This window comes from Lentzea sp. CA-135723, assembly GCF_050936595.1.
Lineage (GTDB): Bacteria > Actinomycetota > Actinomycetes > Mycobacteriales > Pseudonocardiaceae > Lentzea.
The window spans coordinates 5,146,040-5,160,896 of record NZ_JBNJMK010000001.1 but is presented as its reverse complement, the minus strand read 5'-3'; the positions used below and the strand labels follow the sequence as shown (position 1 = coordinate 5,160,896).

The window sequence follows — 14,857 nt, the reverse complement described above, 5'->3', positions numbered from 1 at the left end:
CCTACAGCCTGTCGTGGAATCCTGCCGACCGGCCGGGTGAATCAAGACGGCCTGCTGGGCGAGTTGTCACGCGGAGTGCCTGCACCGAACGGGTCATCTCCGGCCCACACCTCCACCAGCACGCGTTCGGCGCCGGGGACGAGCTTGCTGATCAGCGCGGGTTCGTCCAGCACGGTCCACGCCGTCGGAGGCTCGCACGCCACCCTCGGCGTGCCGAAGTCGTCACCCAGTCCGCGCACGAAGGTGCGAACGGCCCGCGCGAGCGCCGCGGCGACGTTGTGGGTGGCCTTCTCGGTGCTCGGCCGCGTGATGACGACGGCCCAGCAGCCCGGCTCCTCGTCGGAGCAGTCCCTGGCGTCCACGATCTGGGCACCCGCACGGGTGAGGAGCGCGTCGCACGCGGCACGCGCCTGGGGCTCGTTCGCCGCCTCGACCACCACGGTGATCAGCAGCACGAGGTCGTCTTGGTCCATGGCACCCGAAATGGTGTCAGATGACCTTTCGGGCGAACTCCAGCACCCGAGTGACAGCCTCGCCGTCGCTCAGGAGCCCCTCGGCGACGTGCTCCTCGAACGCCGACCCGCGGATGCGGTCGGTGCCCGCGCGGGTGTCGGAGATCGGCACGATCTCGTCGTCCGAGCCGTGCAGCCACAACGTCGGCAGGTCGCCCAGCGAGGGCCCGAAGCCGACCTCGTCCATGAGGTCCGCGAGGTCGGCGGACGCGCCGTCCCACATGCCGAGCACGGGGGAGATCAACACGAGCGCGGCGAGCCCGGCGTGCGTCTGCGCGAACCGCACCGCGGCGGGTGCGCCGGTGAAGTGTCCAATGAGGACGACGGGCCGGTCGGCGGCTTTCACCACCGCCTCGATGTCGTCGGTCACGGTCGTGGGCACACCGGCCGAGCGCAACGACAAGGCGATGCGCTCGCCGTGCGGCAGCACGGCGAGCCATCCAGGTGCGTCCATCTACGAAGCGTAGAAGGCGCTGATCTCGATCCGGCCACCGGAACAGACGGGGCCAAGCGTCCACGGCACGGTGAGCGGTGCCGTCTCGTCAGGTGGAATCGCCGCCGCCTTCGACGGCTCCGGCTGGCACGGTCCCTCCACGGGTTCGTCGCCGGACGGCACGACACCCCAGTGCAGGTTCGCCGACGCCTTGCCGCCCGGTGCGAGCGTCATCTGCACGGGCCCGGGGTCTGCCTTGCGCTCCAGCTTCGTCGGCACCGCGCCGGTCGCGTTCTCCAGCTGGAAACCGCTGTAACCGCTGAGCGTGCACGGCATCGTGGCGGAGTTCGTGACGACGAACTTGCCGTACCGGTTGCCCGCGCCGGCGTCCGTGGGCGCGACCTCGCCCTTCAGGACGGTCGAGTCGCACCGCTTCACGGCGGGCACGACCGCTCCCGAGTTGCCCTCGGTCGGGGTGGCGGGCGACGGGGCGGTCGAAGACGACGTCGGCGTCGTGGTCGGCAACGTCTGCGCCGAGCCGCTGCCCGAGGTTCTCTCGCCGCAGGCCGTCACGGAAGCGAGCACCAGCAGTCCGAGTCCGCAGCCGATCAACCGTCGATTCATGGGTGCACCTCCTACCACCGAAGGATGTGCCCAAATATCAACCAGCCCACACAACGTGCCGGAAATTCACCGGATCTGGTGGACGTCCCATCCGTCCGGAAGTTCGGACATGCCCTGCACCTCGGCGGTCCAGATGTACGTCCAGGCGATGCGCCCGTCCGGCAGCACGACGCGCACGCGCCGGTAGTCGTCGCCCTCGTACTCGTCGAGCAGCGGCAGCGAGTCCTCCGGGGACTTCAGTCGCAGCACGTGCCCCGGCACCCCGAGGCCGGCGCCGGGCCGCAGCGCGGGATACCCCAGCCCGGTGTCGAACAACGTGCCGGGCAGGTGCGTCTCCTCGGTCTCTACGACGTGCGGCTCCATCAGGTGCCAAGCGCTTGCGCCGGGCTTGAGCGTGCCGTAGACGAACAGCAGCTCTGGCCAGTCGTCCGCGCTCGGGTCGCCGTGGACCTCGGTCACGTCCAGTCCGTCGTTCATGGCAGGCCTCTCGCCCAGCACGCGCGCACCACGTTGCGACACGTCCGCGCACCGGACCATACGGCCGTTGAAGAGCACGGGCATCCGCTTCTTGCTGCCCGCCGTGTACGCCAGAACGCTGTCGATGACGCCACCGTTGTAGAGCACCACACGGCCGGTGTGGACACGCACGAGCCGATACCGCAGCCCGCGACCCTCGCACCGATCAAGCACCCGCAGCTGCTCGGGCGTCGCGAACCAGATGGAGTGCTCCTCCACCACGCCGGGCGCACCGGCCAACGTCGCCGGACGCTGTCCGTCGCGCTTGCGCAACCCCGAGGCCCAGACAGCAGAAAGGCCCTCGCACCGTGCGCGCAGCACGACCGCGGGGCCCTCAAGTCCGAGCTCTTCACGAAGCCAGGTCAGCTTGCTCGGATTCGCGTTGCTGCCATAACCCAGCACCGGCATCCGGCCCGCCAGCGGCGGCTCACCAAGGTCAGCGAGCCATTGGTCTAGATCGACGTTCTCCGGCTCAACTCGCCACCCCGACTCCATCGTGAGGTCCGGGCGCACTGGCCAGCCGGTTTCGTCGACGTGGACGAAACAGTGGTCTGGACGTGTACCCGGATAGGGCTCAGCCGGATGGCTTTCGTCGGTGAACGGTTGGGCCATTGGTCCATAATGCCAGCCACGGGGGCCAGATCGCGCCCCCTAATCGTGACCCATCCGACCTTTATCCCCGAAAACCAGCGTTCAAGTGAGAACTTTCACTGCGCAAACGAGTGACTGACCCGACCTCTGACTGCCCGGTCTCCGGCCAACCTCAGGACGCGTCATAGGTGAGCTGCGCGTCGGCGACCTCGACCTGGTGCGCGGCGATCCACTCGGCCAGCGCCACGAGGTGCGAGGCGGCCCCCTTGCCGAGCGGCGTCAGCGTGTACTCCACGTGCGGCGGGATGACGGGCAGCACCTCCCGGTGCACGAACCCGTCCCGCTCCAGCGTCCGCAACGTCTGCGTCAGCATCTTCTCGCTGGCGAGCGCCAGCTCCCGCTTGAGCGCGCTGAACCGCCAGGCCTCCCCGTCCGACAGGGCCTGCAGCACCAGCACACCCCACCGGCTTGTGACGTGCTCCATGATCGCCCGCTCGGGACACATGACGACCTGCATGCTCACCTCCAGGTAAGTACCCGACTTCAAAGTGGGTACTTACCAAAAGTTAGCACTAACCCCACTCTTGCCGCATGACGATCCTCATCACCGGAGCCACCGGCCAACTCGGCAACGCAGCAGTCCGCCACACCCTCAAGCGCACCACCGAGCCGGTGATCGTCTCGGTCCGCACCCCGTCGAACTTCACCCTCGAAGGCGTCGAGGTCCGCCAGGGCGACTTCAACGACCCCGAGTCCCTGAACTTCCGCGGCGCCGACAAGCTCCTGATCGTCTCCGCGGACGACCACGACAGCAGCCTCCGCATCCAGCAGCACAAGAACGCCATCGCCAAGGCCGTCGAACACGGCGTGGGCCACATCTTCTACACGAGCCTCACCGACGCGACCACGTCCCCGTCCCTCGCCGCCGAGGTCCACAAGGCCACCGAGGAGGCCATCAAGGCCACCGGCCTCCCGTACACCTTCCTGCGCAACGGCATGTACCACGAGAACTACCTCGGAGCCCTCGCCCAGGACACCGTCGCCATCTCGACCAAGGACGGCCGAGTGGCCAGCGCCTCCCGCGAGGACTTCGCCGAGGGCGCGGCCGCGGCCCTCACCACCCCGGGCCACGAGAACCAGACCTACGAGCTCACCGGCTCGACGAGCTGGTCGTTCCCGGAACTGGCGGGCGACAGGTACCAGGACGTCAGCGACGAGGACCTGATCGCGGCAGGGGTGCCGGCCTTCCTGGTGGACTTCTTCAAGAACATCCGCAACGGCACCTTCGCCGAGGTGCGCCCGGACCTCGAAAAGCTCCTGGGCCGCCCGACCACGCCGATCAAGGTCTGAACCGCACCCAAACCGCAGTCGTCAACGCAGGCCGGCCACGCACGCAGGCCAGGCGCGCGCTCTCAACCGGACTTGTGGCTCGGCCGGGCACTCTCAGCCCGGCCGCTCCGGTCCGACCAGTGCCTCGCAACGGCGCCGAAGCCACGGCCCAAACAGCACCCCAGCACGTCAGTTGAACTCCGGATGCGCCTCCGGATGCGCGTCCCACCACTTCCGGTACTCCGGATTCCGGTCCAACACCGACCGATAAGCCTCAGCCGCGCAAGCGAAAACCTCATGCGCTCGCCCCGCCACCGGCGAGTCCCGCCGCGTGGCCACGAAGATGTCGGTCATCAACGGCATCCCCCGCAACCGCCGGATCACGATCCCCTCCCCACCACGGGAAGGCGCGGCAGCGAACGAGACACACCCACCCGCCACCAGCCCGCGAGCCATGCTCGCCTCCCCGGTGTGGTGGGTGAGCCGGGGCACGAACCCGGCATCGGCACACACCTGGAACATCTGCGTCCGCGACCCGATCTGCTGCTTCGGCGGAGTGACCCAGTCCCGATCGGCCAGAGCGGCCAGGTCCACCTCGTCGGAGACGGCCAGCGGATCCGTCTCCGGCAACGCCACGAACGCGGGCTCCGTGACGAGCTTCCGCAGCTCGATCCCGGCCAGGTCCCTGGCCTGCATCCCGTCGAAGAACTCGAACAGCGCCACGTGGACCTGCCCGCCCTCCAGCATGTCCACGATCTCGGCGGACGAGGGCCGCACCTCGGCCCGCACGTCGGCGTTCAACGTCCGCAGCTCCGAGACGAGCGCGGCGAAGTAGAGGATCGGGATGCACCCGAAGATCAGGGGCCCGCGCCGGTCCACGGCCTGGGTGGTCGACATCAGCTGGGCCATCTCGTCCAGCACCAGCCGCGCCGTGCCCAGCACGCGCCGCCCCAGGTCGGTGGGCACGCAGCCGCTGCGCGTCCGGTCGAACAGCTGACCTCCGACCAGCCGCTCCACCGTCCGCAGCTGCGCGGACAGCGCCGGTTGGGTGAGGCCTAGGCGCGTGGCGGCCTTGGTGACGCTGCCTTCCTCGGCGATGGTCCGTACCGCACGGAGGTGGCGAAGCTCCAGCTCGGGCATAAAGACCTTGTATCCCCCTTCTGAATGCGCCACCACCCTTCGATCGGGGCATAGTGGCAATCGATCGATCTTCCGGCCCGGCGCTTGCGGCAGCGCTCAACGGGTCCGGCGCGGGAGGGTGCGCACCCCTCGGTTCGACGCTGCTGCCGCGTACCCTGCGCTGCGGGGCAGCGGCGTCGAGCCCAAGGAGATCCGAGGAGCCAGGGGAAACCTAGGGGATCACGACGGCCGCGCCCGTCACCGACACCCGGCGATCCGGCCGTGTCGCGTCGACCTCGAGCCGCGACGGCCTGCCCATGTCCTCGCCCTGCGAGATCACGAACCGCTGTGGCCCTTCGAGATCCCGCAGATACCCGCCGAACGCCGCCGCGGCGGCCCCGGTGGCCGCGTCCTCGACCACCCCGCCCACGGGGAACGGGTCGCGCGCGTGCACCAAGCCACCTGACTCGCGCCAGAACAGGTGCACAGTCGTCAGGTCGTGCGCCAACATCAAGTCGCGCAACGCGTCGAAGTCGTAGGACAACGCGCGCAACTGGTCCCGGTCCCGCAACGGCACCACCAGATGCCGCGCCCCACCGAACGCGACGTGCACCGGCAGATCCCCGATCTCGGTGTACCCCAACGCCTCCAGGGCAGCGGACACCAGCGCGGGATCAGCGGGCGAACTGCTGGTCGGCACGCTCACCAGAGAAGCCGTCCCGTCGGCCGTGGCCACGCTGATCTCCCCGGCCGGCGTGTGGAACGTGAACGGCCCGTCCCCGAGCCGTTCCGCCAGCGCGACGGCGGTCGCGATCGTCGCGTGCCCGCAGAACGGCACCTCGGCCACCGGGCTGAAGTACCGGACGCCGAACTCCCGCGGGCCGCGCGGCAGCACGAACGCCGTCTCCGAGTACCCGACGCGCGCGGCGATCCCCAGCATCTCGGCATCGCTCAGCTCGGACGCGTCCAGCACCACCCCTGCCGGGTTCCCGCCGGCGGGATCGGTGGTGAAAGCGCTGTACCGCAGCACACCCTTGTCGCTCATACCCCGCTCCAACGCGAAGCAGTGCTGAAGCCTTCCATCGATCATCTTGCTGGTGAAGTACCGCAGCCCGGCCTTCTCCAGCACCCGCTGCGACGCCGCGTTGCGCGCGTCGGTCCCCGCCACCACCCGGTCGGCGATCGCCAGCGCCTTGTCCCGCAGTTCGACGGCCACCTCGGTGGCCAGGCCGCGCCCCCACCAGCCGGGGTCGATCCAGTACCCGATCTCGATCTCCCCGAGATCCCCGTCGAGCATCTGCGCGAGCCCGGCCACCACCCCGTCCACCACGACGACGTGCAGCCCGAACCCGTGCACCTCCCAGTGCTCCAACGCCTGCGCGTGCCGCGAGGACACGTAGTCGGGGGTCCACGGCATCCCGTTGCCGACGTACACGGTCATCCGCGGATCGGAGGCCCACCGGAGCAGGTAGCCGAAGTGCGAGTCCTCCCAGCGCACGAGTTCCATGTGATCCATCGTGCCTCAGGAGAACTGCGGCAGCAGGCCCTCACAGGTGCGCACGACGATCTGGGCGGCCTTGCGGTGGTCGAACGAGGCGTGCACGTCCGCCGCCTGCGCCTGCCACCGCAGCAGGGCGTCCAGCAACGCCTCCCGCAGCTCACCGGCGTCGGCCTCGTACTCGAACCCGAGCCGGGCGGCCGGCGCGACCCCCTCGGCGCCGACCAGCCGCAACGCCTCGGTCTGCAGCTCGGCGGGCAGCTTCGTCCTGCCGGACTGCAGCGCCGCCACCAGCCGCAGCTCGCGGAAGTCGTGCGCGGAGGCCACGACCCGTTCCAGGTCGGCCATCAGCTTGCGGGAGTTCTGCCGCGGTTCCATCCGGAACAGCACGTCCAGCGCCAGCAGCGCCGACCGCGCCTTCAGCACCTCGCGGCGTTCGACGAAGTGGATTGCGATCGAGTCCCGCAGCTCGCCGAGCCCGCTGCGCTGCACCAGCTGCCCGGTCAGCTTCACCTGCGAGTCGAAGCCCTGCCTGATCAACGCGGTGATCAGCCGGACGCCGAAGATCCCGAACCGCTCCAGCAACGCCTGCCGCACAACGGGTTCCATGACCACCGGGAACTGCTCCCCGACGAACCGGTCCGCCGACAGCAGGTGGTCCTCGAGCTCCTCGCGCCCAAGGGAGGAGAGCGTCCGCAACGCGGCGAACTCGTCCTCCCGCAACGTCTTCGCGGCCACCGCGAGCAGCCCGGCGACCGAGACCACGTTCTGGCACAACGGTTGCACGGCCGGGTCACGCCGGTAGCGGCGGGCGATCTGCTTGGCCGACGACAGCGCGTCGATCCGGCCCGCCCCGATCTCGTCCGCCCGCGCCAGCACCGCGACCGTGTGCACCGCGGCGGTCCGCGCGATCGGGTGGTCGTTGGCGGACTGCAGGAACTTGAGGTCCTCGTCCTGCACGTGCCGCATCAGGTACAGCAACGCGTCCGCGTCCCCGAGCACCTGCTCCGGTGTCGCCTCGGCGGGCGTGTCGATCAGCACGACGTCGCGCAACGTCCGCGCGGGCCAGTCCACGACGACCCGGTCGGACCGGTCGAACTGGCCGGTCTCCACGTGGTTGCGGCTGCCGCGCCGACCGATCGCGACCTCGTGCGGCCGGCCGGGCCCGGCGAACACGTGCGCCCGCGGTTCCACCCCACCGCGGTACCAGACGAACGTGCCCTGCGGCGTGAACTCGTCGCCGACCAAAGCGTTGACCACGGTGGACTTGCCGATCCGCGACCGCCCGGCCACCGCGATCCGCACGGGCTCGGTGTAGCGCTCGACGTGCGAGCGCAGCCAGGCCGTGGCGCGCGGGCTGTCGCGGTAGACGCCGAGCGCCTCCTGGAGCATCGACCAGACGACGCGGTCCAATGTCACGCGGTGAGCTCCATAGCGGGACCCCCGAGTGCCTGCACCCTCTTGTAGAGCAGGACGAGCCGGTCGAGCTCCTTGCGCCCCTCGCGCAGCCTGCGCTCGCGTTCGGTCTGGTCGTCCTGCACCGCGCGCTTGGCGCTGCGGGCCGACTCCAGCAACGTCTCCTGCAGCTCCTCGGCGAGGGTGCTGAAGTGGTTGCGCAGCGACCGCTGGATGTGCCGGCCGGAGTCGCGGACGTCCTTGGAGAACTTCATGAAGAAGTCGTCCACGTGCCGTTGCGCGGCGGCCTTCGCCGCTGCCTGACGGCGCTTCAGCCGTTGGTCGGACTCGTCCAGAATGGACTTCCCGCCGAACAGCGCGCCGGCGCCCAGCGAGATCACGTTGATCAGCGGCATGCCGGCCAGCGAGGTCACCAGACCGAACATCAGCACGCCGCCGTACGAGCCGCGCAGACCCGTGAAGAGCTTCTGCGGCACCGAGAACGGCTCGATCTTCGGCTTCTCCAGCTTGCTCGCCGGCTCCAGCAGGTCGTCCGGCAGCACCGAACCGGGGATCAGGTCCTCGCGGTAGACCGGGAAGTTGCGGGCGACCTTCGCGGCGACCCACTCCGCGCGTTCCATCAGCCAGGCGAAGTTCGTGGTGGCGGCCTCGTTGAGGTTGTCCTCCAGCCACTGCTCGAACTTGTCCCAGCCGATCGCGGGGTCGGCCTCGTCGTAGGTCTTGTCGACCTCGCGCAGGATCTTGCGGGTCCGGTCGCGCAGGTCGTACTCGACGTCTGAGATCAGGTCGGCCATCTCGTCGTTGAGCACGTTCTGCCAGCGCGCCGACCGCCGCCGCAGCTCGTCCACGCGCCGCTGGGCCTCCTGCAGCGTCGAGATCGTGGCGACGGTGTGCGACGAGTCGTGGGCCGTCAGCTCCTCGCGCAACGGCGTGACGAGCTGCGTGATCGCCGACGACGCGACCATGGCCACGGCACGGCGGGCCAGCAGGTCGGCGCTCGCCACGATGTCGCTCTGCACGCACGTCACCAGCTCCGGGAACCCGGACTCGGTGTTGAGACGCTGGTCGCCGGTCTTCGCCGCCCGCAACCGCAGCGCCGAGGACACCGGGATGAGCTTCGCGCGGACGCCGGCGCGGGCGAGCAGCGCCCGGTTGCGTTCCACGACGGCACGCCACGACGGCACGAGGTCGATCTTGGTGACGACCACCGTGACGTTCGGGCAGGCCTCCATGACCTTCTTGAGCAGCGTCATCTCCGCGGACGTCAGCTCGCCGGTCGCGTCGGAGACCATCAGCACGGCGTCGGCCTGCATGAGCGTCGCGAACGTGCTGGCGGTGTGCGCGGACCGGGTGTCGCCGACGCCGGGGGTGTCGATCAGGACCAGGCCGCTGTCGAGCAGCGCGCGCGGGATGCCGATCTCGGCCCGCACGACGTGCTGCGCGGTCGCCTGTTTCGTCACCTGGTCGATCGGCACGGCGATGCGCTCGGTCGGGGTGTGGAAGATCGATCCGCCGGCCGAGGCGTTGCGGACCAGAGCCGCCGACGGCGTGTCGGCGTGCTGGACGAAGGTCGGCACAGTCGTCGTGATGTCGTCGCCCACCGCGCACACAGGCGCGTTGAGCAACGCGTTCACGAGCTGGCTCTTGCCTTGTTTGGACTCGCCGACGACGAGAACGCGCAACTTGGGGTCGAGTTGCTGTGCCCGCTTTTCCCGCAGCCGGGCCTCCAGATCGGGCCTCCGGTGCGTGACGCAGGCCCCGATCGTCTCGTCGAGCACGTCGAGCCAGGGCGGTGCCATCACCTGACTCATAGTGCCGTGTTCACCCCCTTGGGTGAAAGCCTCGAACGCAATACCGGTTTTGTTCGGGCGGATGGGGCAGTTCGGGAGGACGGTGACGTTGCTCACCGAGCAGGACGTGAACCGTTTTCAACGTTTTGTCAGGCGGCGAAACGGCGGAGACGACGAACCGGCCCTGTCCGGAAGAGACAGGGCCGGTCCGCGTTGGGGAGGGTGGCTCAGCCGAGCAGGCCCAGGTCCAGGTCGCCGACGACCGGGACGTTGTGGGTCACGTCGGTGACGTTGCCGAGGAGACCGCCGACGGGCGAGTGGTCGACCAGGCCGGTCGCGGTGCCGGTGAGGCCGGTGGCGGTGTCGACGACGCCGGTCGCGGTGCTGGTGACCTGCGTGATGGTGTCGTGGGACTGGACGCCCAGGTCGCCGGTGGCGAGGTCGCCGAGACCGGAGACGTTGACGGCGCCGAGGTTGGCGTCGGCGCCACCCAGCACGCCCAGCGCGTCGTGGGCGAGGCCCGTCACGCCGCCGAGGTGGCCGAGGACGCCGTCGAGGCCGGGAACCGTCGAGGTCACGCCGTCGAGGGGCGCGTCCACGGTCGCGGTCGCGGTGTCGGCCACGTCGAGGACGGTGCCGGTCAGCGGGGACGCGGTCTGGTCGAGGACCGAGGTCACGTCGGTGACGGCGGAGAAGTCGCCGCCCAGGCCCAGACCGGCGGAGGTGAGCTCGCCGAGGGTGTTGTTGGCGATGAGCAGGTTCAGGCCGTCCGCGTCCGCGGCGAGCACGCCGGCCGACGAGGTGTGGAGGTCGCTGAGGCTCACGCCCGACGAGGTCAGCTGCGACGCGACCGCCTGCAGCTGGCTGATGGCGCCGAGCGGGCCTTCGGCGAGCAGGTCGTCGGCCGGGAGGTTCAGGTCCAGGCTCTCGACGGTGGGCAGACCGTCGACGGCGGGGACCAGGTCCAGCACCAGCGGGATGACTTCCTGCACGTCGAGCGCGGTGATGTCAGCCAGGCCAGCCTGCTCCAGGGTGCCCTGGGCGTCGTTCGCGAACGCGGCCTTCAGGCTCGGGTCGCTCAGGAGGTTGAGCACGAAGTCGTGGAGGTTGCTGGGCTGGGTCATCGAAGGAACTCCTGTTGAGGCACGTCGTATCAGTTGGGGTGTGCGGCCAGAAAGTTATGGGAATCAGGTTTGCGCCTGCATCGGGGATCACTCCCAGTCAATCCCCGTTCCCCAGACGGGTGACGCTCGTTGACCCCCTAGGGGATTAGGGGCCGCGCTTGAGCGTCTCTTGTTCACCCGTGTAGGTACTGGTCGCTGCTGCGAACAGGTGAGGAAGAGCTTTGGCGTACGTACTCGGAGTCGATGTCGGGACCACCCGCACGACGGCTGCCGTGTGCCGCCTCGACGGTGCCAGGGATGCCGAGATCGTCCTGGTGGTGCCGTCGTCGTTGCAGCTCACGGACGCGGGAACGTTCTCGGTGGGCGAGCGCGGCGTGCCCGGCTGGAGCGCCACCGGTTTCGCTCGCCGGGTCGGTGACGCGGTGCCGTTCTCGCTGGGTCCCGAGCTGTGCCCGGCCGAGGAGCTCACCGCGCTGCTGGTCATGTGGGTGGTCGGCGAGGTCGTCGCCCGGGAGGGTGAACAGCCCCGTCACCTGGCCGTGAGCCACCCGGCCGGGTGGGGCCCCTACCGCCGGGGCCAGCTCTACGCCGCGCTCCGGGCCGTCGGACTGCCCGACGTGACGCTCGTGTCCGAGCCGCTGGCGGCCGCGGAGAACCACGCCGTGCGGGCCCGCGTGACGCCGGACGCGTCGCTCGCGGTGTTCTCGCTGGGCAGCCACGCGTTCGCCGCCTCCGTGGTGAAGCGCGCGCAGAACCGGACGTTCGAGCTGGTCAACCACGTCGACGGGATCGACCACCACACCGGCGCCGACTTCGACGACCTGCTGCTCGGTCTCGTCCGCGGGCGGGCGGGCAAGGACGCCCGCGTGTCGGCGGCCGAGTGCGAGGCGGCGAAGCGGGCGTTCGGCCCGGCCGGCCAGTCGGTGGTGGTCAGCGGGGTGGAGATCGGGCGCGACGAGTTCGTCGACGAGGTCCGTCCCGCCGTCGAGCACCTGGCCGCCACGTTCGTCCGCGCGGTCGGGGCGGTGCAACCGGACGCCGTGCTGCTGGTCGGCGGCGGCTGCCGGATGACGGTGATCGGCGACGTGCTGTCGTCCACCGTCGACTGCCGGGTGCTGGCAGAGGCCGCGCCGGAGCACTCCGTCGCCAAGGGCCTCGCCGTCGCGGCGCGGCTCGTCCTGCTGGGCCCCGAGGTCGAACCCGAACCGCTCGACACGTCGGTCCTGGTGCACACCCGTGAATCCGCACTGCGTTTCCCCGTCGGCGAGGCACCGAGGCCCGACGACGACGATTTCTCCGCTCCACCGCCCCGCCCGCCGGTGGACGTGTCCCCGCTGGAGCTGCCGCCGAGGCGGGTGAAGCGCGTGACGAACGTGCTGAAGCCCGTCGGGCGCCGTTCGAGCTCCAGCTCCCGATCCCGAGATGACGATGAGGACGGCCGTTGAGCGTGACCACGCGAGCCAGGTTGGTGCTGGACGCCTCCGTGCGAGGTGTGCTCGACCGGATCAACGACGCGGAACCGGGCACAAGCCTGCGCGTTGTCGTTGCGGCGCCTGGTGGTTACGGCAAGACAGCGCTGCTTTCGGAGATCACCAACACAGCCGTGCGCGTCGTCGACGACGCGCACCTGCTGGACGATGCCGCTCTGCGCGCGCTTTCTGCCGAACCGCTGTTGGTGCTGGCCTATCGGCCGTGGCCGCGTCGTGCGGCGTTGGCCGAGTTGACCCGTGGCGCTGTCGTCGTGCCGTTGGCACCGTTGACGCGCGACCAGGTCCGTGAGGTGCTGAACGCTCCTAAGCCCGTGGCGGACTTCGTGTTCGCACAGACCGGTGGCGTTCCTCTGTTCGTGGAACGTCTTGGGGCCGTGTCCGAGGTTTCCGCCGATGTGCTCGGTGCGTTCCGTGCCGACCTCGACTGGCTGGACTCCGACCTGCAGCGGTTCCTGCTGGCCGCCGAGGCCGGTGCGGCCCAGCGGCTGGACCTGCTGTCGGCGTTGCTGGACAAGGACTTCGACGAGGTCAGCGACATCATCGAGGCCGCGCGGGCGACCGGGCTGCTGGCGGAGGACGGCACGCTGCTGCCGCTCGCGCACCGCGCGGTCGGGGCGTTGACCAGGGCCGAGCGGCGGATCGCGGTGCGGCAGAAGCTGGCGCGGCTGCAGCTGGAACGCGGCGGGCCGGTGCTCGACCTGGTCCGGCCGTTGCTGGACAGCGGGATCGGCGGGCCCGTCTTCGTCGCGGCCGCCCGTGAGGCGTTGCCGTCCGATCCCGCGCTGGCCGCGCGGCTGTTCAAGGCCTCGACCGGTGGCGGCACGCCGTCCGCCGAGACCGCGGCCTCGTGGGCGACGGCGTCCGCGATGGCGGGCGACCTCGACGGCGCGTTGCGGCTCGCCGACCAGGTCATCAGCGTGCCCGACTCGCCGCACCGGCGGACCGCGGCCGAGGTGGCGGCGGTCGCGCTGGCCCACCGCGGTCAGCTGGCGCGCAGCACCGAGCTGTTCCGGTGGGCCGCGACGCCGTACGCGTCGGCGTTCGCCGGGATCGGGCTGATCGGCACCGGGCACCTGTTCGAGGAGAACCCGCCGCAGCCGCCGACGATGCTCGGCGGGTCGGCTTCCCTGATGCTGCAGGGTGTTCGCCAGTCCGTCGTTGGCGCGGACACCACCGCACTGTCCACTTTGGTGCGTGCTTCGTCGATGCTCGAACCGGCAGGGGGAGCGGTCCTGCTGCCGGACAGCCCCGCCGTGCTCGCCGCGTTGGTCGCGGTGCACTGCGGTGAGCCGAACGTGGCCGAGTCCGTGCTGGACCGGGCCGTGGAGACCGGGACCGGCGGCGTGCTGATGTCCGTGCGGCACCGGTTGTTGCAGGCCTGGCTGCACATGCTGCGCGGGAACCTGGCCGTGGCGCGCGAGACGTTGATGTCGGTGCGCGGCGCGTTCGAGCCCCGTGACTGGATCTTCGCGGTGGCGCTGGAGGTCGGCGTGGCCCGGCGCAACAGCGACCTCGCCACGTTGCGGCGCACGTGGGAGCAGGCGTGCGAGGCCGTGCTGCGGCACCCCGTCGACCTGTTCAGCCTGCTGCCGCTGGGGGAGTTCGCCGCCGCCGCGGCCCGGTTGCGCGACCAGGAACGCCTGGCGCCGCACCTCGCCCAGGCCTCTGCCCTGTTGCGGTCGCTGGGAAATCCGCCGCTGTGGGCGACGCAGCTGCACTGGAGCCTGCTGCACGCGGCGATCATCGACGAGAACACCGCGGCCGCGGAGGAGCACGCCGGCGCGTTGAGCGCCGTGCGCGACCGCAGCCGGTACTGCGCGATCCTGTCCGCCGCCGCCGAGTGCTGGCTGGACGTGGTGGCCGGGGAGGTCGACGCCGACCGGGTCGAGGAGGCCGCGCGCAGCCTGCACGCCGTCGGCCTGTGGTGGGACGCGTCGAGGCTGGCCGGCCAGGCCGCGATCCGCACGGCCGACCGCCAGGCGATGGTCCGGCTGCTCGACTGCGCCCGCCTGCTGCAGGGCCGTCCGGTGTCCGCCCGCCGCGCCACCGAGGCCGACGTCGTTCCCGTGGTGGAGGACGCCGGCAAGCTGAGCGACCGCGAACGCGAGGTCGCGCAGCTCGTGCTGGAGGGCATGACCTACAAGCAGGTCGGCGACCGGCTCTTCATCTCGGCCAAGACCGTCGAGCACCACATGGCCCGGATGCGGCAGCGCCTCGGTTCCACCTCGCGCTCGGACCTGCTGGCGCAGCTGCGGCACATCATCGGCTCCTGACGCCCGCTCACCGTCGCCAACCCTCCGCTGACCGCCTGTCCCTCGATGGAGAGATGAGGGTTTGGCGTGGTCATGAGAAAATTCGTTCGATCGAGCGCAAGGAACTTGTAACGCTACGAGGTGGCTATGCCCCCGTTGGGGG

13 protein-coding genes are annotated in these 14,857 nt (G+C 70.3%); 3 read left to right on the top strand and 10 right to left on the bottom strand.

Annotated features, from left to right (window positions below; genetic code table 11):
* Window positions 1-41: 41 nt before the first annotated feature.
* From ACQEU1_RS23475 to ACQEU1_RS23455, 5 genes are all read right to left on the bottom strand, one after another.
* Complete coding sequence (locus tag ACQEU1_RS23475) at window positions 42-473, bottom strand: hypothetical protein (protein ID WP_433205477.1); 432 nt, start codon at window positions 471-473, stop codon at window positions 42-44.
* A 16-nt stretch (window positions 474-489) separates the two neighbouring features.
* Complete coding sequence (locus ACQEU1_RS23470) at window positions 490-966, bottom strand: alpha/beta hydrolase (protein ID WP_433205474.1); 477 nt, start codon at window positions 964-966, stop codon at window positions 490-492.
* A complete protein-coding gene (locus tag ACQEU1_RS23465; protein WP_433205471.1) occupies window positions 967-1,569 on the bottom strand; it encodes a DUF4232 domain-containing protein in 603 nt (200 codons plus the stop codon).
* A gap of 66 nt (window positions 1,570-1,635) precedes the next feature.
* Window positions 1,636-2,580, bottom strand: a complete 945-nt coding sequence (locus ACQEU1_RS23460; protein WP_433205468.1) for a gamma-glutamylcyclotransferase — start codon at window positions 2,578-2,580, stop codon at window positions 1,636-1,638.
* Window positions 2,581-2,848: 268 nt separating this feature from the next.
* Window positions 2,849-3,193: a winged helix-turn-helix transcriptional regulator gene (locus tag ACQEU1_RS23455; protein ID WP_433205465.1), complete on the bottom strand. Its 345-nt coding sequence runs from the start codon at window positions 3,191-3,193 to the stop codon at window positions 2,849-2,851.
* 74 nt (window positions 3,194-3,267) lie between these two features.
* Between ACQEU1_RS23455 and ACQEU1_RS23450 the strand changes: the two genes are divergently transcribed.
* Complete coding sequence (locus ACQEU1_RS23450; RefSeq protein WP_433205462.1) at window positions 3,268-4,026, top strand: SDR family oxidoreductase; 759 nt, start codon at window positions 3,268-3,270, stop codon at window positions 4,024-4,026.
* A 168-nt stretch (window positions 4,027-4,194) separates the two neighbouring features.
* Here the strand turns inward: ACQEU1_RS23450 and ACQEU1_RS23445 are convergent, their stop codons facing one another.
* The 5 genes from ACQEU1_RS23445 to ACQEU1_RS23425 form a co-directional block, all read right to left on the bottom strand.
* Window positions 4,195-5,145, bottom strand: a complete 951-nt coding sequence (locus ACQEU1_RS23445) for a LysR substrate-binding domain-containing protein (protein WP_433205459.1) — start codon at window positions 5,143-5,145, stop codon at window positions 4,195-4,197.
* 211 nt (window positions 5,146-5,356) lie between these two features.
* The gene (locus tag ACQEU1_RS23440) at window positions 5,357-6,631 is read right to left on the bottom strand and encodes a PhzF family phenazine biosynthesis isomerase (protein WP_433205456.1); all 1,275 of its coding nucleotides are present in this window, start codon (window positions 6,629-6,631) and stop codon (window positions 5,357-5,359) included.
* Between the two features lie 15 nt (window positions 6,632-6,646).
* On the bottom strand, window positions 6,647-8,041 hold the full coding sequence (locus ACQEU1_RS23435) for a hypothetical protein (RefSeq protein ID WP_433205453.1): 1,395 nt from the start codon (window positions 8,039-8,041) through the stop codon (window positions 6,647-6,649).
* Window positions 8,038-9,837: a dynamin family protein gene (locus tag ACQEU1_RS23430; RefSeq protein ID WP_433211694.1), complete on the bottom strand. Its 1,800-nt coding sequence runs from the start codon at window positions 9,835-9,837 to the stop codon at window positions 8,038-8,040. Before ACQEU1_RS23430 ends, ACQEU1_RS23435 begins: the two co-directional genes overlap by 4 nt.
* Window positions 9,838-10,055: 218 nt before the next feature.
* Window positions 10,056-10,952 (bottom strand): IniB N-terminal domain-containing protein, encoded by an 897-nt coding sequence (locus ACQEU1_RS23425; protein WP_433205450.1) that lies wholly within the window; start codon window positions 10,950-10,952, stop codon window positions 10,056-10,058.
* Window positions 10,953-11,173: 221 nt separating this feature from the next.
* On the opposite strand from ACQEU1_RS23425, the gene ACQEU1_RS23420 reads away from it, so the two are divergent.
* A complete protein-coding gene (locus tag ACQEU1_RS23420) occupies window positions 11,174-12,397 on the top strand; it encodes an Hsp70 family protein (RefSeq protein WP_433205447.1) in 1,224 nt (407 codons plus the stop codon).
* 2 nt (window positions 12,398-12,399) lie between these two features.
* Window positions 12,400-14,715: a LuxR C-terminal-related transcriptional regulator gene (locus ACQEU1_RS23415; RefSeq protein ID WP_433205444.1), complete on the top strand. Its 2,316-nt coding sequence runs from the start codon at window positions 12,400-12,402 to the stop codon at window positions 14,713-14,715.
* The last annotated feature ends 142 nt before the right edge of the window (window positions 14,716-14,857 follow it).